Below are 18,564 nucleotides of genomic sequence, written 5' to 3' on the forward strand. Positions count from 1 at the left end.
CCAAGCCGGACTCACCGACAAGCTGCGCTCGCCGATCACGCCGCATTTCAGCCCCGGCCGAAGCCCGACTGTGACGCAAAAGCGACAGAAACCGATGACGTTAGGTCAATATTCGTTCGCAAGGATCGCCAGTATTGGCGCCTCCGGGACAGAATCGTTCCTTTCGGACGCGGGGACCGCCGAGGTCCGCCGGCGGCTCCGCGAGCGGCCGATCGCCGCAATCGTCCACCCGCCGCGCGTTTTTCCGCCGAAAGAGGGAGAAATCCGCGCCGCCACCTTCTATCAAGGCGACCCGCGCCCCGCCTGTCCGAAAGCTTCCGAGGCCGCCCTTGCTGTTTCTGCTCGCCCTGCTTCCGTTGATCGGAGCGCTCGCTCCTGCGCTCGCCATCAGGTGGGGCCGCAACGCCGCCGCCGTGGCGGCGGGAAGCACGACCCTGGCCGCCCTCGTGGTTCTCGCCAGCCTGACGCCCGGGGTGTTCGCGGGCGAGACGGTCCGGGCGAGCGTGCCGTGGATCCCCGCTCTCGGGCTGAACGCCAGCCTCTTCCTCGACCCGCTCGGCCTGATGTTCGCGGGGATGATCCTCGGCATCGGGCTGCTGGTCATCATCTACGCGCGCTTCTACCTGGCCGCTGCCGATCCGATGGGCCGGTTCTTCAGCTATCTGCTGTTGTTCCAGGGGGCGATGCTGGGAATCGTGCTGTCGGACAATGTGCTTCTGCTGCTGATCTTCTGGGAGCTGACCAGCCTGTCGTCGTTCCTCCTGATCGGTTTCTGGCGGCACTCGGCGGAGGCCCGGCAGGGGGCGCGGATGGCGCTGTTCGTCACCGGCGGCGGCGGGCTGGCGCTGATCGGCGGTCTGCTCATCCTCGGGAACATCGCCGGATCGTATGATCTGACGGTGATCCTGCAACAGCGCGACGTGATCCAGGCCTCGCCGCTGTACCTGCCCGCCCTGCTGCTGATCCTCGGCGGCTGCTTCACCAAGTCGGCGCAGTTCCCGTTCCACTTCTGGCTGCCACACGCCATGGCCGCGCCGACGCCGGTCAGCGCCTATCTGCACTCGGCGACCATGGTGAAGGCGGGGGTGTTCATGCTGGCGCGGCTGTGGCCGGTGCTGGCGGGGACGGAGACCTGGTTCCTGATCGTGGCCACCACCGGTCTGGCGACCATGGTGTTCGCCGCCTGGGTGGCGCTGTTCAAGGACGACCTGAAGGGACTGCTGGCCTATTCGACGATCAGCCACCTCGGGTTCCTGACCATGCTGTTCGGCCTCGGCACGCCCATGGCGGCGCTGGCCGGGGTGTTTCACATCATCAATCACGCGACCTTCAAGGCGGCGCTGTTCCTCAACGCCGGCATCGTCGACCACGAGGCCGGGACGCGCGACCTGAAGCACCTCGGCGGCCTGTTCGGCCTGATGCCGATCGCGGGGACGCTGGCCCTGATCGCCGGCCTGTCGATGGCGGGCGTGCCGCCGCTGAACGGATTCATCTCGAAGGAGATGATGCTGGAGGAGGCGGCGCACACCGTCTGGCTGGGGCAGCCGTGGGTGTTCCCGGTGCTGGCGACAATGGGGGCGCTGCTGTCGGTGGCCTATTCGCTGCGCTACATCGTCCACGTCTATTTCGGGCCGCGCCGCGACGACTATCCGAAGTCGCCGCATGATCCGGGCCTCGGACTGTGGGGCCCGCCCGCCCTGCTGACAGCGCTGGTCGTCGTCATCGGCCTGGCGCCCGCCACGGTCGCCGGCCCGCTAGTCGACCGGGTCGCCGGCGCGGTGACCAACGGCGCGTCGCCGCATGTGCATCTGGCCCTGTGGCACGGCTTCAAGCCGGCCCTGTTCATGAGCGTCGTCGCCATCGCCGCGGGCGCCCTTGCGCTGATGATGCACGGGCGGCTGCAGCGGCTGTTTGAAGCCGGGCGCCTGCCGCCGGCCAAGGCCCTGTTCGACGCCGGGGTGGCGGGGGCGGCGGCCCTGTCGCGGCGAGGAGTCGACGCGGTTCAGAACGGCTCGCTGCAGCGGGCCATGGCGGCGCTGATCGGCACCGCGGTGGTGCTCGGCTTCGCCGGCTTTCTCGGCGCGGGATACGAGCCGGGCGACCGCCCCGGCGTGCCGGCGTCGGCGGCGGCCGTGGTCGGCTGGATCGCCCTGGTGACAGCGACCGTGCTCGTCGTCCTGTTCCACCGGGCGCGCTACGTCTCGCTGATCTACATCGGCATCGTCGGCCTGATCATCTCGCTGGCCTTCGCTCACCTTTCGGCGCCGGACCTCGCCCTGACGCAGATTTCGGTAGAGGTCGTCACCATTCTGCTGATGCTGCTGGCGCTGAACCTGCTGCCCAAGACGACGCCCGCCGAGAGCCGGCCGTGGCGGCGGGTGCGCGACGGCGTGGTGGCCTGCGCCGCCGGGCTTGGGGTCGGCGGCGCGGCCTGGGCGGTGATGACCCGGCCGCTGGACAGCATCTCGAGCTATTTCTGGGACAATGCCTACTCGGGCGGCGGCGGCACCAATGTGGTCAACGTGATCCTCGTGGATTTCCGGGGCTTCGACACCTTCGGCGAGATCATCGTGCTGGGCATCGCGGCGCTGGGCATCTTCGCCCTGCTCGAGACGGTCGGGACCGGGGCCAGCGGGCGGCGGGTGGCGGCCTGGAAACCGGACACGGTACGCTCGCCCGAGCACCACCCGATGATGCTGGTCGTGGCCACCCGCCTGCTGCTGCCTCTGGCCGTGGCGGTCGGGCTGTACATCTTCCTGAGAGGACACAACCAGCCGGGCGGCGGCTTCATCGCCGGCCTGGTCGTCTCGGTCGCCATCCTGATGCAATACATGGCCTCGGGCTACAGCTTCGCCGACCAGCGGCTGCGGGCGGATCACCACACCCTGATCGGCGCGGGGGTGCTGACCGCGGCGGCCACGGGCCTCGGCTCCCTGCTGTTCGGGGCCCCGTTCCTGACCAGCGCCTTCGACTATTTCCATCTGCCGCTGATCGGCGAGATCGAGCTGGCCACGGCCATGCTGTTCGACGTCGGGGTGGCGCTGACCGTGATCGGCGCCGTCATGCTGGCCCTCGCCCAGCTGTCGCGGGTGGCGCAGAGCGCCGAGAAGGCGCCGCCGCCGGAGACGCTGGAGGCGATGGACGTCGACCCCTCACGGACGCCGGCCACGCCGGCGAGGGAGGCGGGCCGATGACCATGGAGATGCTCGTCGCCTCGGCCATCGCCGTGCTGACCGCGGCCGGCGTGTACCTGGTGCTGCGTGCGCGCACCTTCCCCGTCGTGCTGGGGCTGGCCTTCCTGTCCTACGCGATCAACCTGTTCCTGTTCGCCATGGGGCGACTGGTGATCAACCGGCCGCCGATCTACGACAAGGCGGCGGAGGGCTATACCGACCCCCTCCCCCAGGCCCTGGTGCTGACCGCCATCGTCATCGCCTTCGGCATGACCGCCTTCGTGGTGGTGCTGGCGCTGCGGACCTTCCTCGAGACCGGCGCCGACCATGTCGACGGGCGCGAGGATGCGGAGACCGGGTCTTGAGCGCCGCCGTTCCCTACCTGCTCGCCGCGGCGGTGGTGATGCCGGCGGTGATGGGGGCCGCCATCCTGCTGACGCTGCGTCACCGTCTGCGCGGCTCGCGCCTCGCCTCGCTCGCATCGTGTCTCGCGCTGACCGCCATCGCGGCGGCCCTCGTCGCCCACGCCTCCGGAGGGACGATCGAGAGCTATGCGCTGGGCGACTGGCGCGCGCCGTTCGGCATCGTGCTGGTGCTGGACCGGCTGTCGGCGATGATGCTGCTGCTGACCGCGGTGCTGGCCTTTGCGGTCATGATCTACGCCGTCGCCACCGGCATCGACCGCAAGGGCTGGCATTTCCATCCCCTTTTCCAGTTCCAGCTGCTGGGCCTGAACGGCGCTTTCCTGACCGGCGACCTGTTCAATCTGTTCGTCTTCTTCGAAGTCCTGCTGATCGCCTCCTACGGCCTGCTGCTGCACGCCCAGGGCGCCGAGCGGCTGAAGGTCGGGGTGCAGTATGTGGTCATCAACCTGGTCGGCTCGACCCTGTTCCTGGTCGGGGTCGGCCTGCTGTACGGCGTGACCGGTACGCTCAACATGGCCGATCTGGCCGTGCGGGTGGCGGCCGCTCCCGCGGGAGACCAGAGTCTGATCGCCGCCTCGGCCCTCGTGCTGATGACCGTCTTCGCCCTCAAGGCCGCCGCCGCCCCTCTGCACTTCTGGCTGCCGGGAGCCTATGCGGCGACCACCGGCGCCGTGGCGGCCCTGTTCGCCATCATGACCAAGGTCGGCGCCTACGCCATCATCCGCACGGGGACGCTGATTTTCGGCGCGGACGCCGGCGCGGCGGCCTTCGGCGTCGCTCCGTGGTTGCTCCCCGCGGGGATCGCCACAGCCTTCATCGGCTTCATCGGCCTGTTCGCCGCGCGGAGCCTGAGGTCGATGGCGGCGTGGTCGGTGCTCGGCTCGATGGGGGTGCTGCTCGCCGCCGTGGCGACCTTCCGGGTCGAGGCGATGGGTCCGTCGCTCTACTATGTGCTGCATTCGACGCTCGCCGGCGCGGCCCTGTTCCTGGTGGTGGACCTGATCGCCACGCGCCGGGGCGAGCAGGGCGACGCCCTGACGCTGGCGCCGCGCTTCTGTCAGGCGGGCATTCTGTCCGGCCTGTTCTTCCTCGCCGCCGTCGGGACGATCGGCCTGCCGCCGCTCTCGGGCTTCATAGGCAAGTTGCTGATCCTCGACGGCGTCCGCGCTGCGCCGGCCGCGGCCTGGATCTGGGCGACCGTGCTCGTCACGACCCTGATCGGCGTGCTGGCCTTCGCGCGGGCCGGCAGCCTGATCTTCTGGAAGAGCTCGACGCTGGAGGGGGAGATCCCCACCCGTGCGCTGCGTGGCCGGGTGATGGGGGTTTCGGCGGCCGCCGGTTTGCTCGCTTGTCTCGCACTGCTCAGCCTGCTGGGCGGCCCCGTCACCGCCTACGCGGACGCGGCGGCGGCGCAGTTGTTCGACCCCGGCCAGTACATCGCCGCGGTGCTGGGCGACAAAACGGGAGCTCTCCGATGATCCGGCGCCTGCTGCCGCATCCGGCCCTCAGCGTGCTGGTTGGGCTGGTCTGGATGCTGCTGGCGAACGAATTCAGCATGGGCGCCCTCGTGCTCGCTGCGGCCGTCGCCGTCGTCGTGCCGCTGGTCACCAGCCGGTTCTGGCCGGATCGGCCGCGCATCCGGTTCGGGCCGGCCGTGCTGGACTATCTGGCGATCGTGCTGTTCGACATCATCGCGGCCAACTTCCAGGTGGCCTGGATCATCCTCACCCGACGCAATCGCGACCTGCGGGCCCGCTGGCTGGTGGTGCCGCTGGAGGTCCGCTCGCCGGAGGCGATCACCGTGCTGGCCGGGACCATCAGCCTGACCCCGGGCACGGTCTCCACGGACGTGTCGGCGGACGGCCACGCCCTGCTGGTGCACGCGCTCGACGTGGCTGATCCGGAGGCCGAGGTCGCGCGCATCAAGCAGAGATATGAAGTCCGTCTGTTGAAGGTGTTCCGATGAACGGTCCCATTCTCACGGCCGCCCTCACCTTCGCCCTGGCCTGCGTCAGCGGGGCGATCCTGCTCAATCTGTTCCGGCTGGTGCGCGGGCCGACTTCCGGGGATCGCATCCTGGCCGTCGACACCCTGACCATCAACGCCATCGCCCTGATCGTGGTGTTCGGCGTGGCGTGGAAGACCCAGACCTACTTCGAGGCGGCCCTGCTGCTGGCCATGGTCGCCTTCGTCGGCACCGTCGCCTACTGCAAATTCCTGCTCCGGGGAGACATCGTCGAATGACTTTCGCCGTCGAGATCCTCGTCGCCTTCCTGCTGGTCCTGGGCGGGGCCTTCATCCTGATCGGCTCGTGGGGCCTGGCGCGTCTGCCGTCCCTGATGACGCGCCTGCACGGGCCGACCAAGGCCACCACGCTCGGCGTCGGCGGCTGCCTGATCGCCTCCATGATCTACTTTCCGGCGACCGGCGGCGCGTGGTCTGCGCACGAACTCCTGATCACCATCTTCCTGCTGCTGACAGCGCCGATCTCGGCCAACATGATCGCCAAGTCCCACCTGCACCGGCAGGGCCACGGCATCGATCCGAACCCGGCCGACGGCATCGCGACCGGTCTGCCGCCGGCCCCCGGCGGGGCGGACTGGGCGACTTTCCACGGGGCGGCCGATGACGAGGCGCCCCTGCCCGCGCCGGCCCGCAGGCCCCCTGGCCAAGGCTAGGCCGGGCTGCGGCGCGGTTGCAGCCATCGCGCTGGCGAGGCATTTGCCCCCCATGCCCGTGTCCGCCGCCTACCGCCCCGAGCCGCGCTTCTTCGACCTCGGGGAGGCGTACGGCGACGCCGTACACGCGGCGGCCTTTCCCCAGACCCGGCTGCGCTTCCGCAACGATCGGGCCGCGGCGACGGTCGGGCTGGAGACGCTCGACGACGCCGAATGGATCGCCCACTTCGGCCGGTTCGAACCGCTGCCGGGTCAGCCGGGGCCGGTGGCGATGCGCTACCACGGTCACCAGTTCCGCACCTACAATTCCGACCTCGGCGACGGGCGGGGCTTCCTCGCCGCGCAAGTACTGGAGGCCCCGGTCGGCGCCCGGGCGGCGAGCGACCGCCTCGTGAGCGGCGGCGCCCCTCAAGGCCGGCTGCTGGATCTCGGCACCAAGGGGTCGGGCCAGACGCCGTGGTCGCGGGGCGGCGACGGTCGGCTGACCCTGAAGGGCGGGGTGCGCGAGGTGCTGGCGGCGGAGATGCTGGAGGCGCTGGGCGTCCCCACCAGCCGCGCCTTTTCCCTGATCGAGACCGGCGAGGCGCTGGAGCGCGGGGACGAACCCTCCCCCACCCGCTCGGCGGTGCTGGTGCGGCTGTCGCACAGTCACATCCGCTTCGGGACGTTCCAGCGCGCGGCCTACTTCGGGCGGGCGGACATGGTCGAGACGCTCGTCGAGCACGCGCGGGCCCTCTATCACCCCCGGGTGGCGGCGGGTGACGTGGCCGGATTCCTGCGCGAGGTGGTGGCCGCTTCGGCCCGGCTGACGGCGCGGTGGGTCGCAGCCGGCTTCGTCCACGGGGTGCTGAACACCGACAACCTGAACGTCACCGGCGAGAGCTTCGACTACGGGCCGTGGCGCTTCCTGCCATGGTATGAGCCGGGGTTCACGGCGGCCTATTTCGACCAGACCGGCCTGTACGCCTTCGCACGCCAGCCCGAGGCGGTGTTCTGGGCCCTGACCCAGCTCGGCGGGGCGCTGAAGCTGGTGGCCGAGGTCGAGCCGCTGACCGAAGCCCTGAACGGGTTCGGCCCCGCCTACATCCGCGAGCTGCGCGCGGCCTTCCTCGACCGGCTGGGGGTGAGCAGCCTCGGCGAGGCGGCGGACCAGCGGCTGCTGGACACCACGCTGGCGCTGCTGCGCGAGGGCGGAGAGGCGCTGCGCTGGGAGCCGCTGTTCCACGACTGGTTCGGCGGCTTCGCCTCGTCGGCGCGGGCGCTCGGCGGGCCGCGCGGCAAGCTGTACCAGGGCGAGACCTTCGACGCCTTCCGTTTCGCGCTGTTCGAGCACGAGCCGGACCGGCCCGATCGGCTGGAGCATCCGGTCTTCGCGGCGCCGGAGCCGGAGGAAATGCTGATCGACGAGGTCGAGGCGATCTGGGCGGCGATCGACGCCCGGGACGACTGGGGGCCGTTCGAGGACAAGGTCCGGCGAATCCGGACCGCCGGGGAGGCCCGGCGCTGAACGACTGCTGACAGCAGGGTGGCGGCAGGCTTTCAGTAGATCGGCGGGACGCTGATCCGGAGGCCCCCGTGTCCTGTCCCGCCTCGCCCTGCCGACCGCCGACCTCGGCTCCGCGCCCGGGCGTCACATTACGTGGAATTATGGTTGCGGCCACGCTTTGGCCCCGGCCGCGCGGCAAGAACGGGTCACGGAAGGTTACGCTTCGGCCCCGGCCCCTTGCGCAACCGCCCGGCAGAACCGATCTCGCCACTGTTACCAATCAACAAGAGCGCTCCTCCCCGGGCGTCATCGACATGACTTCTCAGGCCCTCTCCCCCGCCCGCTCGCGACTGAACGCGAGCTACCGCAATCTCACGCTCTGGACCCTCCAGGGGTGGATCGCGATGTTCTTCATCGCCGCCGGCTACGCCAAGCTGAGCGAGCCGATGGCGAACCTCGTCGAGCTGATGAAGTGGCCGGCGCTCGCCTCGGAGAACCTCGTGCGCGGCCTCGGCGTGGCCGAGATCCTGCTGGCGGCGCTGGTGCTGGCGCCTCTGGTCTCGTGGAGGGTGGGGCGTCCGCTGCTGGTGACCGCCGCCGCCGGTCTGCTGGCGCTGGAGACGGTGATGCTGGCCATCCACGCGCTCGGCCTGGAGTTCGGGCTCGCGGCGACCAACCTCGCGCTGATCGCCATCACCGCGCCGGTGCTGTGGATGCGGGCGCGCGAGGTTCGCTGAAGGCCTGTCAGAGACGGGTCACCTGCACGACATTTCCGCGGGAGCTCGTCACCGTAACGGTCTGCCCCGCGACGAAGGGACGCTCGTAGGGCCAGCACTCGATCGGCGCCTCTCCCCATCGGGGGCACAGGCCGTCCGCGCCGTTCGTCCACCGGCCGCTCATCCTGCTTTGGCCGAAGGTGGCGATCACCCGGCCGTCGCGCTCGAAGCGCAGCCGGGACTCGGCGCGGTTGGCGGCGACGACCCGGAGCGTCTGGCCGGCGGGGTCAGGCGCCCGTGAACGTTCCTGGCTGTCGTCGAAGGCGAGAGACAGAAGGGCGAGCGCGACCCACAGGGACATGACTGAGACTCCGGAGAGGCCGAACGAAGAGCCCGATGCTCGGTATAGCGCCTCCCGCAGGGTGCGCCAGAATCCGGAAGTGACGAACCGTCGCCTCGCCAAACCTTCCCTTTACGTGCACGTAAAGTTCGGTTTATCTGGCGGCCATGGCGACCGCCGACGATCACCGCACCTATTCGATCCGCCAGCTGTGCCGCGAGTTCGGGGCGACAGCGCGGGCGCTGCGCTTCTACGAGGACAAGGGGCTGCTGACCCCGGCCCGCAAGGGCCAGACGCGGGTCTATGACGCCCGCGACCGGGCGCGGCTGAAGCTGATCCTGCGCGGACGGCGCATCGGCTTCAGCCTGCAGGAGATCCAGGAGATGCTGGATCTATACGACCGCAAGGATCACAACGCCCACCAGATGGCGGTGGCCCTGCGCCGCCACCGGGCCCAGATCGCGGCGCTGAAGCAGCAGCTGGAAGACATCGAAGGCGCCATCCAGACGGCCGAGGAGGCCTGTCAGTGGATGGAGCAGAAGCTGGGCGAGCACCGCCCCGACCTGCTGCCCGGCGCCGAGGAATACGCCTCGCTGCTGCGCGAGCGTCTGAACCCCGACCATCATCACCAGCCTTTCAAAGCGAGAGCGTAGTCCATGGCCTACAAGGCGCCTGTCCGCGACCTGACCTTCGTTCTGAACGAGGTGCTGGAGATCGACCGCTATTCCAACCAGCCCGGCTTCTCCGAGCTGTCGTCCGAGCTGGTCGGCCAGATCCTCGAGGAGGGGGCGAAGTTCGCCGAGGAGGTCATCGCCCCGCTCAACCGGACCGGCGACCTGGAAGGCTGCAAGTGGGACGACGGCAAGGTCACCGGCCCGACCGGCTGGAAGGAAGCCTACCAGCAGATGGTCGAGGCCGGCTGGCCCAGCCTGACCTGCGACCCGGAGTTCGGCGGACAGGGTCTGCCGACCATCGTCGGCATGGCCTTCGGTCAATTCACCGCCGCCGCCTCGCCCGCCTTCTCGATGTACCCCGGCCTGACCCACGGCTGCTACGAGGGCCTGCACGCCAACGGTTCGGACGAGCAGAAGGCGATGTACCTGCCCAAGCTGGCCAGCGGCGAATGGGGCGGAACGATGAACCTGACCGAGCCCCAGTGCGGCACCGATCTGGGGCTGATCCGCACCAAGGCAGTTCCCAACGCCGACGGCAGCTACAGCATCACCGGCCAGAAGATCTGGATCTCTTCCGGCGAGCACGACTTCACCGACAACATCATCCACCTGGTGCTGGCCCGCATCGAGGGCGCGCCGGCGGGGATCAAGGGCATCAGCCTGTTCGTGGTGCCCAAGTTCCTCGTCAACGAGGACGGCTCGCTGGGCGAGCGTAACGGAGTCCAGTGCGCCGGGCTCGAGCACAAGATGGGCATCCACGGCAACGCCACCTGCGTGATGTCCTACGAGGGCGCAAAGGGCTGGCTGGTCGGGACCGAGAACAAGGGCATGGCGGCGATGTTCGTCATGATGAACGAGGCCCGCCTCGGCACCGGCCTGCAGGGGCTGGCCATCGGCACCGCGGCCTACCAGGCGGCGGCGGAGTTCGCGAAGGACCGGCTGCAGGGCCGCTCGCTGACCGGGCCCAAGAACCCCGACGGCCCGGCCGATCCGATCGTGGTCCACCCCGACGTGCGCCGCATGCTGCTGGAGGCGAAGGCCATCGTCGAGGGCGGCCAGGCTTTCATCCTGTGGACCGCGCTGCAGGCCGACCTGCAGCGCTCGGAGGACGAGGCGGTCTCGACGAAGGCGCGCGATTACATGGGCCTGATCACTCCGGTGCTGAAGGCCTATCTGACCGACCGGGGCTTCCATGCCGCCTCGCTGGCCATGCAGGTGCACGGCGGCTCGGGCTACACCGAGCACTTCCCGGCCTCGCAGTACCTGCGCGACGCGCGCATCACCATGATCTACGAGGGCGCCAACGGCATCCAGGCGCTGGATCTGGTCGGCCGCAAGCTGCCGGCCAACGGCGGCCGGGCGATCATGACCTGGTTCGGCGAGATCGACGCCTTCGTGGCGGAGCACGGCGGCGAGGGCCCGCAGAAGCCCTTCATCGACGGCCTGGCCGACGCCAAGAAGAAGCTGCAGGAGGCCACCATGTGGCTGATGCAGAACGGCATGCAGAACCCGGACAACGCCGGCGCGGCGAGCACCGACTACCTGCACATCTTCGGCCTGACGGCCCTGGCCTACATGTGGGCGCAGATGGCGCTCGCCGCGCAGAAGGCGATCGACGGCGGCTCGGACGACCCGTTCTACGCCCACAAGATCGCCACCGGCCGCTACTTCGTCGAGCGCATGTTGCCGGACGCCGGCGCGCATCTGGCCAAGCTGAAGACCGGCGCGGACGTGCTGATGACCCTGCCGGCGGAGGCGTTCTGAGCCTCGTCTCCTCCCTGTTCGCGGAGCGAATGGGGAGGTGGATCGGCGGCGGAGCCGACGAGACGGAGGGGCTGCCGGCCTCGAACTCGATGCAGTTGTGCGGTGGGAACAGCCCCTCCACCGCTTCGCGGTCCCCCTCCCCACGGAGTGGGGAGGAGACATGAGATGAACGTCCTCAACGCCCCCGATCCCGCCTTCATGCAGGAAGAGGAGATCACCCTCTTCTCCGACAGCGTCGGCAAGTGGATCGACGAGCACGCGCCGCCCGAGAAGATGGCGCAGTGGATCGCCGGGAGTTCGGTGCCGCGCCAGCTGTGGAACGACGCCGGTGAGGCGGGGCTGCTGGGACTGTCAATGCCCGAAGCCGACGGCGGCATGGGCGGCGACTACCGGCACGAGGTGGTGCTGATGCGCCAGCTGGGCTGGAAGGGCGCGGACCACTTCGGCATCTCGCTGCACAATGCGATCGTCATGCCGTACATCTGGCACTACGGCACCGAGGAGCAGAAGGCGCGCTGGCTGCCGCGGCTGCAGTCGGGGGAGCTGGTCGGGGCCATCGCCATGACCGAGCCCGGCGCCGGCTCGGACCTGCAAGGGGTGAAGACCACCGCCCGCAAGGACGGCAACCAGTATGTGGTGAACGGGTCCAAGACCTTCATCACCAACGGCCAGCTGGCCAATTTCATCATCGTGGTGGCCAAGACCGACCCGAGCGAGGGGGCCAAGGGCACCAGCCTGATCGTCGTCGAGACCGACGGGGCCGAGGGCTTCGAGCGCGGCCGCAACCTGCACAAGATCGGCATGGAGGCCAACGACACCTCCGAGCTGTTCTTCAACGATGTGAAGGTCCCGGGCGAGAACATCATCGGCGGCGGCGAGGGCCAGGGCTTCATCCAGCTGATGCAGCAGCTGCCGCAGGAGCGGCTGAACATCGCCGTCCAGGGCGTGGCCGCGGCGGAGCGAGGCCTCGAGCACACCCTGGCCTACGTCAAGGAGCGCAAGGCCTTCGGCAAGCGCATCCTCGACTTCCAGAACACCCAGTTCAAGCTGGCCGAGGTCAAGACCAAGCTGACCGTCGCCAAGGTGTTCGTCGACCACTGCATCGAGCGCCACCTGAAGAGCGAGCTCGACGCCGCCACCGCCTCGATGGCCAAGTACTGGGTCACCGACATCCAGGGCGAGACCATCGACGAGATGCTGCAGCTGTTCGGCGGCTACGGCTACATGACCGAGTACCCGATCGCCCAGCTGTACAAGGACGCCCGGGTGCAGCGCATCTACGGCGGCACCAACGAGATCATGAAGCTCTTGATCGCGCGGACGCTGTGAGCGCAAGGGGGCGGACCAGGCGCCCCACCCCGCATTGCCATGCCGCGCCGCGCGGCGGATAACGGAGGCCGATTTTCCGGGGGTCGCCATGTATTTCCGCCACGCCGCCGCCGCGGCTGTGTTCGTCCTCGCCGCGGCGCCGCAGATCGCGCAGGCGCAGTCAGGGCGTATCTCGCCCGTTCTTTCAACCACGATGCAACGCGCCTGCCAGGCCGAAGTCTCGAACGTCACGCTGATGAGCGGCGGGGTCGAAAACGTCAGGGCCCAGCCGACTGTCGAGGCCAACACGCGAGGTTTGAAGGCCATTCGCGCCGGCGACGGCCTGCGTTTTGAACACACCTCGGCATCCCCCGAGGGCTCGACCGTGCTGACGTTCAGCACCGCCGCCAATGGCGCGGTGACCGACGCGAACCTGACGGGCTCTTCGATTGAGGCCTGGGCGGCCGCCACCCCCCGCGCCGATGTCCCGGCGCTGGCCCTTGCTCTGGCGGATGACGTACCGGAGCGCCTGCTGATCGGCCGGACCTTCGCCGTGGGCGATCAGTACTACCCGGAACCCCTGCGACGCAGCCTCATCAACCGGATGATCGGCAACATGGGCCTTCCGTTCGCCGCGGACGGGGCGATCGACATCCGGTACCGCGGTGAGACCCGACATGAGGGCCGCCGCGCCTGGCGCTTCTCCGGCGAACTCACCGCCCAGGGATCGGGGGACGTCAATGGAGCCCCGATGGAGATGGATCACGTTACGGCCGGTGAGGTGTTGCACGACGCGGAGACCGGGCTCGTCCTGCGGTACAGCACGACCGCAACGACGCAGATTGATCTGCGCGGACAGCCCTTTGTTCGGCAGCGGGCAACCGACACGTACAGCTGCGAAATCATTCCGCAGTGAGCCGTTGAGCGCTATGGCGCGGATATGATCCGCCTCCACATCCCCCAGCCCCTGTCCGCCGGCGCGGCGCTCGCGCCGACGCTCGACCAGTCGCGCTACCTGACCCAGGTGATGCGGCTGAAGGCCGGCGACCCGCTGCTGGTGTTCAACGGCGCCGACGGCGAGTGGCGGTGTGTGATCGCAGAGGCGCTGAAGAAGGGCGTGGTGCTGCGCGCCGAGGAGAAGGTGCGCGAGCAGGTCACGCCGCCGGATGTGCACCTGCTCATCGCCACGGTGAAGAAGTCGGCGCTGGAGTTCGCCGTCGAGAAAGCCACCGAGCTGGGGGCGGCGCGGATCGGGCTGATCACGACGGCGCGGACCCAGCCGCAGCATGTGCGCATGGACCGGCTGGAGGCCATCGCCGAGGAAAGCGCCGAGCAGACCGGGCGGCTGGACGTGCCGAAGGTGGCGGCGCCGCGGAGGCTGGCGGAGGTGCTGGACGGCTGGGACGCGTCGCGCCGGCTGATGTTCTGCGACGAGACCGGCGGCGCGCCGGCGCTCACGGCGCTGGCGGAGGCGGGCGGCGGTTCCTGGGCCATTCTGATCGGGCCGGAGGGCGGCTTTTCGCCGGAGGAGCGCGAGCGGCTGCGGGCCTTGCCGTTCACCACCGCGGTCTCGCTGGGCCCGCGGGTGCTGCGCGCCGACACGGCGGCGACCACGGCGCTGACGCTGTGGCAGGCGGCGGTCGGCGACTGGGAACGATAGGCCAAGCCTGGCTTATCGGCGCGACGGAAAAATGGGACTTGAGCGGGCGGCCCGACCCGCCCATCTAGCGGCGACACAGGGGCTGAAGAGAACACCCATGGCCGACGACGCGCCGCTTACCCGGGACGACCTGATCGGCGCGATGTCGAAGGGGATCAAGCCCCGCGACCAGTGGCGCATCGGGGCCGAGCACGAGAAGTTCGGCTTCGACAAGTCGACCCTGCGCCGCCCGGCCTACGACGGCGACAACGGCATCCGCGCCATGCTGGAGGGTCTGCAGCGGTTCGGCTGGAGCCCGGTCGACGAGGGCGGCCACGTCATCGCCCTGGAGCGCACCAACGACGAAGGATTCACCGCCTCCATCAGCCTTGAGCCGGGCGGGCAGTTCGAGCTGTCGGGCGCGCCGCTGAAGGACATCCACGACATCTGCGACGAGACCGGCCGGCATCTGGTCGAGGTCAAGCAGGTGGCCGACCAGCTGGGGCTCGGCTTCCTCGGCCTCGGCTTCGATCCGATGTGGCGGCGCGAGGACGTGCCGGTCATGCCCAAGGGCCGCTACGACATCATGCGCGCCTACATGCCGAAGAAGGGCGGGCTGGGCCTCGACATGATGCTGCGCACCTGCACCATCCAGGCCAACCTCGACTTCGACAGCGAGGCGGACATGGTGCTGAAGTTCCGCACCTCTCTGGCCCTGCAGCCGATCGCCACCGCCCTGTTCGCCAACAGCCCGTTCACCGAGGGCAGGCCCAACGGCTTCCTGACCGCGCGGGCGAACGTCTGGACCGACACCGATCCGGACCGCACCGGCATGCTGGACTTCGTGTTCGAGGACGGCTTCGGCTTCGAGCGCTACGCCGACTACGCGCTGGACGTGCCGATGTATTTCGCCAAGCGGGGCGAGCGCTACGTCGACCTGTCCGGCCAGTCGTTCCGCGCCTTCATGGAGGGCCGGCTGGACGCCCTGCCCGGCGAGCGCGCCACGAAGAAGGACTGGGCCGATCACCTGACCACCCTCTTCCCCGAGGTGCGGCTGAAGCAGTACCTCGAGATGCGCGGCGCCGACGGCGGGCCGTGGAGCCGGATCTGCGCCCTGCCCGCCCTGTGGGCCGGGGTGCTGTACGACGCCCCGTCGCTGGCGGCGGCGTGGGACCTGGTCAAGGACTGGGACATCGCCGACCACGAGCGCCTGCGCCGCGACGTCACCCGGCTGGGGCTGAAGGCCGAGGTCGCCGGCCGCACAGTGCAGGACGTGGCCCGGGACATGGTCGCCATCGCCCGGCAGGGGCTCAAGAACCGCGCCCGCTTCTCGGGCGGCATGGTCGACGAGCGCGGCTACCTGTCGGAGCTGGAGGACATCGCGGACAGCGGGATCACCCCGGCCGAGCGGCTGCTGGAGCTGTACCACGGCGACTGGCAGGGCGATGTGGAGCGGGTGTACCGCGACTTCGCCTACTGAGCCTCAGAACCCCGACAGGAAGCCCTCGACGTTGTCGGCGAGGGCGTCGACGGCGTAGCCGCCTTCCATGACGATCAGGGTCGGCCGCCCGAGCGCGGCGATGCGTTCGGCCAGCCGCGGGTAGTCGCCCGTGGCGATGCGGAAGTGGGAGATCGGGTCGCCCTCGAAGGTGTCGGCGCCGAAGGAGACCACCAGCAGCGAGGGATCGAACCGGGCGACGGCCTCAAGCGCCGTGTCGAGGGCGGCGACGTAGGCCTCGAAGGTCGTGCCCCGCGGTAGCGGCAGGTTGAGGTTGGCCCCCTCCCCTTCGCCGACGCCGCGCTCGTCGGCATGGCCCCAGAAGAAGGGGTAGTCGCTGGCCGGATCGGCGTGGATGGAGGCGAAGAACACCGAACCGTCGTCGAGGAAGATGTCCTGGGTGCCGTTGCCGTGATGGTAGTCGACATCCAGCACGGCGACGCGGGCGTGCCCGGCGTCGCGCGCCGCCCGCGCCGCGATGGCGGCGTTGTTCAGGTAGCAGTAGCCGCCGAGGTAGTCGGCGCCGGCGTGGTGGCCGGGCGGGCGGCACAGGGCGAAACTGGTCCGTTCCCGGCCGTCGAGCACCGGCTGGAGCGCCGTCAGGGCGGTCTGCGCCGCCCAGTACGACGCCTCCCACGTCCCGGGCGTGACCGGAGTGCAGGCGTCGTAGGAGAAGCGGCCGAGGCGGGCGTCGATGCGGTCGAGGTTGAGCGGCCGACGGCCGACCACCGGCCAGGCGTAGCCGATGGCGTCGCCGGGTCGGCCCGCGGCGCGCCAGTCGGCGTGGGCGTGCTCGAGAAAGTCGACGTACTCGGGCGTGTGGACCCGCAGGATCGGCGTCCGGCCGAGGTCGCGGGCCGGCTCGAACGGCGCCAGCCGGTCGGCGATATTGGCGGCGCGGGCGGGGAGATCAGCGTGGGGGGCCCAGCCGCCATTGTGGAACTCCTGCGCCGGAGCGTGAGCGAGCTGGCGGGGATCGAAGACCCGGAACATCGATGCGGCCATGTCAGCCCTCCTCGCCGCTGGGGCGCGGCGGAGGAGGGCTAGCACGGCCGTGGCGCCCTGCGGAGGGTCAGGCGACTGCGGCGTTGCACTGGCCCAGCTCGGCCTCGGTCAGGGCGAGACCGTTCCGCGAGAAGGCCGAGACGGCGCCGAAGCGGGCGACGAAGCGACGGCACTCGCGCATCAGCGGCTGGGTGTTTCCGCCGCCGCGGCCGATGCACTGGCCGGCGGAGTCGCAGGACCAGCTGCGGCCGTCGAGGGTCATTCGGGCTTCGCGGGGCTCCACGAGGGTGGCGGCGGCGCCGGCGACGGCGGGCTGGGCGAGAAGGGCGGCGGCGAGGGCGAGGGACGTGAGAAGCATGGCGCTTCCTCCAGGAAGGGTGGTCAGGGCGGCCGATCCCGTGTAGAAGTGACCGGTCGTACACCAATGAGTGACCAGTCGGTCACTTTGAGTCAAGAGGAAAGTGTCCGATCGGGCACTTTTGGAGTCCGGATATGGCCAGCAAGGGCGAGGCGACGCGGGCGCGGCTGATCGACGAGGCCATGCGGCTGGTCGCGGTGCGGGGGCTCGCCGCGGTCAGCCTGGCCGATGTGGCGACCGCGGCGGGCGTGTCGAAGAGCGCCGTGCTGAAGCATTTCCAGTCCAAGGAGGCGCTGCACGCCGAACTGGTCGACGCCATGATCGAGCGCTTTACCCAGCAGGTGTGGCGGCCCGCCGAGGGGCTGACGCCGGGACGGGAGCGGCTGGACCGTCTGGTCGAGCTGGAGCTGGACTGGGTCGACGGTCAGGACCGGCCGGGCGGCTGCCCGCTGATGGCCGCCGCGGCCGAACTGGACGACCAGCCGGGCCCGCTGCGCGACGTGCTGAAGTCGAGCCAACTGCGCTGGGCCAGGGCCATCCGTCGCGAATTCTGGACGCTGTATCCCGAGCTGGACGACGCGGCGCTGGACGCGAAGGTGTTCCAGTACAAGGGGATGGTGCTGTCCTACAGCCATTCGAAGCGGCTGCTGGACGACGCGACCGCTCGCGCTCACGCCCGCGCCGCCTACCGGGCGCTTGTCCCGGCCGCCGGCTGAGGCCACATCGGTCCCGCACAGGAGGGCGAGATGACAGGCACGATCCGCGTCGGCGTCGGCGGCTGGACCTACGAGCCGTGGCGCGGCGTCTTCTATCCGGAGAAGTGGAGCCAGAAGCGCGAGCTGGAATACGCCAGCCGTCAGCTGACCTCGATCGAGATCAACGGGACCTACTATTCCACCTTCAAGCCCGACAGCTGGATGAAGTGGCGCGACGAGACGCCGGAGGGGTTCGTCTTTTCGGTCAAGGCCAGCCGCTACTGCACCAATCGCAAGGTCCTGTCGGACATGGGCGAGTCGATGGGCCGTTTCCTCGACCAGGGGCTGACGGCGCTGGGCGACAAGCTGGGGCCGATCAACTGGCAGTTTATGGGCACGAAGAAGTTCGACCCGGAGGACTTCGAAGGCTTCCTGAAGCTGCTGCCGCAGGAAAAGGACGGGCTGCGCCTGCGCCATGCGCTGGAGGTGCGGAACGCCAGCTTCGACACGCCGCAGTTCTACGATCTGGCCGCAAAGTACGGGGTCGCCATCGTCTACGCCGAGGACGAAGAGGCGCCGGAGTGGCCTCGCATCGACCAGCCCACGGCCGACTTCACCTACGCCCGGCTGATGTCGAGCCGCGAGGACGAGCCGACGGGTATGACGTCGACCGAGCTGGACGCCATCGCGGCGCGCACGCGGGACTGGGCGAAGCGGGGCGACGTGTTCGCCTACTTCATCTCGGGGGCCAAGGTGCGGAACCCCGCCGCCGCCATGGCGCTGATCGAAAGGATCGGCTGACGGT

At 69.6% G+C, this 18,564-nt stretch carries 19 protein-coding genes; 16 read left to right on the forward strand and 3 right to left on the reverse strand.

Features of this window, described 5'->3' with window-relative positions; all coding sequences use genetic code 11:
- Nucleotides 1–329 precede the first annotated feature (329 nt).
- From BM333_RS08050 to BM333_RS08085, 8 genes are all read left to right on the forward strand, one after another.
- On the forward strand, nt 330–3,194 hold the full coding sequence (locus BM333_RS08050; RefSeq protein WP_092309488.1) for a monovalent cation/H+ antiporter subunit A: 2,865 nt from the start codon (nt 330–332) through the stop codon (nt 3,192–3,194).
- Nucleotides 3,191–3,538: a Na+/H+ antiporter subunit C gene (locus BM333_RS08055; protein ID WP_218151437.1), complete on the forward strand. Its 348-nt coding sequence runs from the start codon at nt 3,191–3,193 to the stop codon at nt 3,536–3,538. The genes BM333_RS08050 and BM333_RS08055 overlap by 4 nt, the downstream gene beginning before the upstream one ends.
- Nucleotides 3,535–5,076 (forward strand): monovalent cation/H+ antiporter subunit D, encoded by a 1,542-nt coding sequence (locus tag BM333_RS08060; RefSeq protein ID WP_092309491.1) that lies wholly within the window; start codon nt 3,535–3,537, stop codon nt 5,074–5,076. Before BM333_RS08055 ends, BM333_RS08060 begins: the two co-directional genes overlap by 4 nt.
- Complete coding sequence (locus BM333_RS08065) at nt 5,073–5,564, forward strand: Na+/H+ antiporter subunit E (RefSeq protein ID WP_092309494.1); 492 nt, start codon at nt 5,073–5,075, stop codon at nt 5,562–5,564. The genes BM333_RS08060 and BM333_RS08065 overlap by 4 nt, the downstream gene beginning before the upstream one ends.
- Nucleotides 5,561–5,842 carry a K+/H+ antiporter subunit F gene (locus BM333_RS08070; protein ID WP_092309497.1) on the forward strand — a complete coding sequence of 94 codons (282 nt, stop codon included), beginning with the start codon at nt 5,561–5,563 and terminating at the stop codon, nt 5,840–5,842. Before BM333_RS08065 ends, BM333_RS08070 begins: the two co-directional genes overlap by 4 nt.
- Nucleotides 5,839–6,276 carry a Na+/H+ antiporter subunit G gene (locus tag BM333_RS08075; RefSeq protein WP_092309499.1) on the forward strand — a complete coding sequence of 146 codons (438 nt, stop codon included), beginning with the start codon at nt 5,839–5,841 and terminating at the stop codon, nt 6,274–6,276. Before BM333_RS08070 ends, BM333_RS08075 begins: the two co-directional genes overlap by 4 nt.
- Nucleotides 6,277–6,328: 52 nt before the next feature.
- Entirely contained in the window at nt 6,329–7,783 is a 1,455-nt protein-coding gene (locus tag BM333_RS08080) for a protein adenylyltransferase SelO family protein (RefSeq protein ID WP_092309502.1), read from the forward strand.
- A gap of 293 nt (nt 7,784–8,076) precedes the next feature.
- Entirely contained in the window at nt 8,077–8,499 is a 423-nt protein-coding gene (locus BM333_RS08085) for a DoxX family protein (RefSeq protein WP_092309505.1), read from the forward strand.
- 7 nt (nt 8,500–8,506) lie between these two features.
- On the opposite strand, the gene BM333_RS08090 is transcribed toward BM333_RS08085, so the two are convergent.
- Nucleotides 8,507–8,839, reverse strand: coding sequence for a hypothetical protein (locus tag BM333_RS08090; RefSeq protein ID WP_092309507.1), 333 nt, complete (start codon nt 8,837–8,839; stop codon nt 8,507–8,509).
- A 146-nt stretch (nt 8,840–8,985) separates the two neighbouring features.
- Here BM333_RS08090 and BM333_RS08095 point away from each other — a divergent pair, with 146 nt between their 5' ends.
- From BM333_RS08095 to BM333_RS08120, 6 genes are all read left to right on the forward strand, one after another.
- Entirely contained in the window at nt 8,986–9,471 is a 486-nt protein-coding gene (locus BM333_RS08095; protein ID WP_092309511.1) for a MerR family transcriptional regulator, read from the forward strand.
- Nucleotides 9,472–9,474: 3 nt separating this feature from the next.
- Nucleotides 9,475–11,256, forward strand: coding sequence for an acyl-CoA dehydrogenase C-terminal domain-containing protein (locus tag BM333_RS08100; RefSeq protein WP_092309514.1), 1,782 nt, complete (start codon nt 9,475–9,477; stop codon nt 11,254–11,256).
- A gap of 165 nt (nt 11,257–11,421) precedes the next feature.
- On the forward strand, nt 11,422–12,585 hold the full coding sequence (locus BM333_RS08105; protein ID WP_092309517.1) for an acyl-CoA dehydrogenase family protein: 1,164 nt from the start codon (nt 11,422–11,424) through the stop codon (nt 12,583–12,585).
- Between the two features lie 88 nt (nt 12,586–12,673).
- Nucleotides 12,674–13,480 carry a hypothetical protein gene (locus tag BM333_RS08110; RefSeq protein WP_092309520.1) on the forward strand — a complete coding sequence of 269 codons (807 nt, stop codon included), beginning with the start codon at nt 12,674–12,676 and terminating at the stop codon, nt 13,478–13,480.
- Between the two features lie 24 nt (nt 13,481–13,504).
- Nucleotides 13,505–14,224 (forward strand): 16S rRNA (uracil(1498)-N(3))-methyltransferase, encoded by a 720-nt coding sequence (locus BM333_RS08115; RefSeq protein ID WP_092309523.1) that lies wholly within the window; start codon nt 13,505–13,507, stop codon nt 14,222–14,224.
- A 97-nt stretch (nt 14,225–14,321) separates the two neighbouring features.
- On the forward strand, nt 14,322–15,683 hold the full coding sequence (locus BM333_RS08120) for a glutamate--cysteine ligase (protein WP_092309526.1): 1,362 nt from the start codon (nt 14,322–14,324) through the stop codon (nt 15,681–15,683).
- Nucleotides 15,684–15,686: 3 nt separating this feature from the next.
- Here the strand turns inward: BM333_RS08120 and BM333_RS08125 are convergent, their stop codons facing one another.
- Nucleotides 15,687–16,706, reverse strand: coding sequence for a histone deacetylase family protein (locus BM333_RS08125; RefSeq protein WP_218151438.1), 1,020 nt, complete (start codon nt 16,704–16,706; stop codon nt 15,687–15,689).
- Nucleotides 16,707–16,773: 67 nt separating this feature from the next.
- Entirely contained in the window at nt 16,774–17,064 is a 291-nt protein-coding gene (locus BM333_RS08130) for a CC_3452 family protein (RefSeq protein ID WP_092309529.1), read from the reverse strand.
- 134 nt (nt 17,065–17,198) lie between these two features.
- Here BM333_RS08130 and BM333_RS08135 point away from each other — a divergent pair, with 134 nt between their 5' ends.
- A complete protein-coding gene (locus BM333_RS08135) occupies nt 17,199–17,780 on the forward strand; it encodes a TetR/AcrR family transcriptional regulator (RefSeq protein ID WP_092309532.1) in 582 nt (193 codons plus the stop codon).
- Nucleotides 17,781–17,810: 30 nt separating this feature from the next.
- Nucleotides 17,811–18,560, forward strand: coding sequence for a DUF72 domain-containing protein (locus BM333_RS08140; protein WP_092309535.1), 750 nt, complete (start codon nt 17,811–17,813; stop codon nt 18,558–18,560).
- Nucleotides 18,561–18,564 lie beyond the last annotated feature (4 nt).

It is taken from the genome of Brevundimonas viscosa (assembly GCF_900116065.1).
GTDB lineage: Bacteria > Pseudomonadota > Alphaproteobacteria > Caulobacterales > Caulobacteraceae > Brevundimonas > Brevundimonas viscosa.

Excerpts from the sequence above, each read along its gene's own strand:
- BM333_RS08085 (WP_092309505.1), top strand. The coding sequence starts at position 8,077 with ATGACTTCTCAGGCCCTCTCCCCCGCCCGCTCGCGACTGAACGCGAGC.
- BM333_RS08105 (WP_092309517.1), top strand. The coding sequence starts at position 11,422 with ATGAACGTCCTCAACGCCCCCGATCCCGCCTTCATGCAGGAAGAGGAG.
- BM333_RS08070 (WP_092309497.1), top strand. The coding sequence starts at position 5,561 with ATGAACGGTCCCATTCTCACGGCCGCCCTCACCTTCGCCCTGGCCTGC.
- BM333_RS08135 (WP_092309532.1), top strand. The coding sequence starts at position 17,199 with ATGGCCAGCAAGGGCGAGGCGACGCGGGCGCGGCTGATCGACGAGGCC.
- BM333_RS08080 (WP_092309502.1), top strand. The coding sequence starts at position 6,329 with ATGCCCGTGTCCGCCGCCTACCGCCCCGAGCCGCGCTTCTTCGACCTC.
- BM333_RS08090 (WP_092309507.1), bottom strand. The coding sequence starts at position 8,839 with ATGTCCCTGTGGGTCGCGCTCGCCCTTCTGTCTCTCGCCTTCGACGAC.
- BM333_RS08130 (WP_092309529.1), bottom strand. The coding sequence starts at position 17,064 with ATGCTTCTCACGTCCCTCGCCCTCGCCGCCGCCCTTCTCGCCCAGCCC.
- BM333_RS08110 (WP_092309520.1), top strand. The coding sequence starts at position 12,674 with ATGTATTTCCGCCACGCCGCCGCCGCGGCTGTGTTCGTCCTCGCCGCG.
- BM333_RS08065 (WP_092309494.1), top strand. The coding sequence starts at position 5,073 with ATGATCCGGCGCCTGCTGCCGCATCCGGCCCTCAGCGTGCTGGTTGGG.
- BM333_RS08125 (WP_218151438.1), bottom strand. The coding sequence starts at position 16,706 with ATGGCCGCATCGATGTTCCGGGTCTTCGATCCCCGCCAGCTCGCTCAC.
- BM333_RS08140 (WP_092309535.1), top strand. The coding sequence starts at position 17,811 with ATGACAGGCACGATCCGCGTCGGCGTCGGCGGCTGGACCTACGAGCCG.
- BM333_RS08055 (WP_218151437.1), top strand. The coding sequence starts at position 3,191 with ATGACCATGGAGATGCTCGTCGCCTCGGCCATCGCCGTGCTGACCGCG.
- BM333_RS08075 (WP_092309499.1), top strand. The coding sequence starts at position 5,839 with ATGACTTTCGCCGTCGAGATCCTCGTCGCCTTCCTGCTGGTCCTGGGC.
- BM333_RS08115 (WP_092309523.1), top strand. The coding sequence starts at position 13,505 with ATGATCCGCCTCCACATCCCCCAGCCCCTGTCCGCCGGCGCGGCGCTC.
- BM333_RS08095 (WP_092309511.1), top strand. The coding sequence starts at position 8,986 with ATGGCGACCGCCGACGATCACCGCACCTATTCGATCCGCCAGCTGTGC.
- BM333_RS08100 (WP_092309514.1), top strand. The coding sequence starts at position 9,475 with ATGGCCTACAAGGCGCCTGTCCGCGACCTGACCTTCGTTCTGAACGAG.
- BM333_RS08120 (WP_092309526.1), top strand. The coding sequence starts at position 14,322 with ATGGCCGACGACGCGCCGCTTACCCGGGACGACCTGATCGGCGCGATG.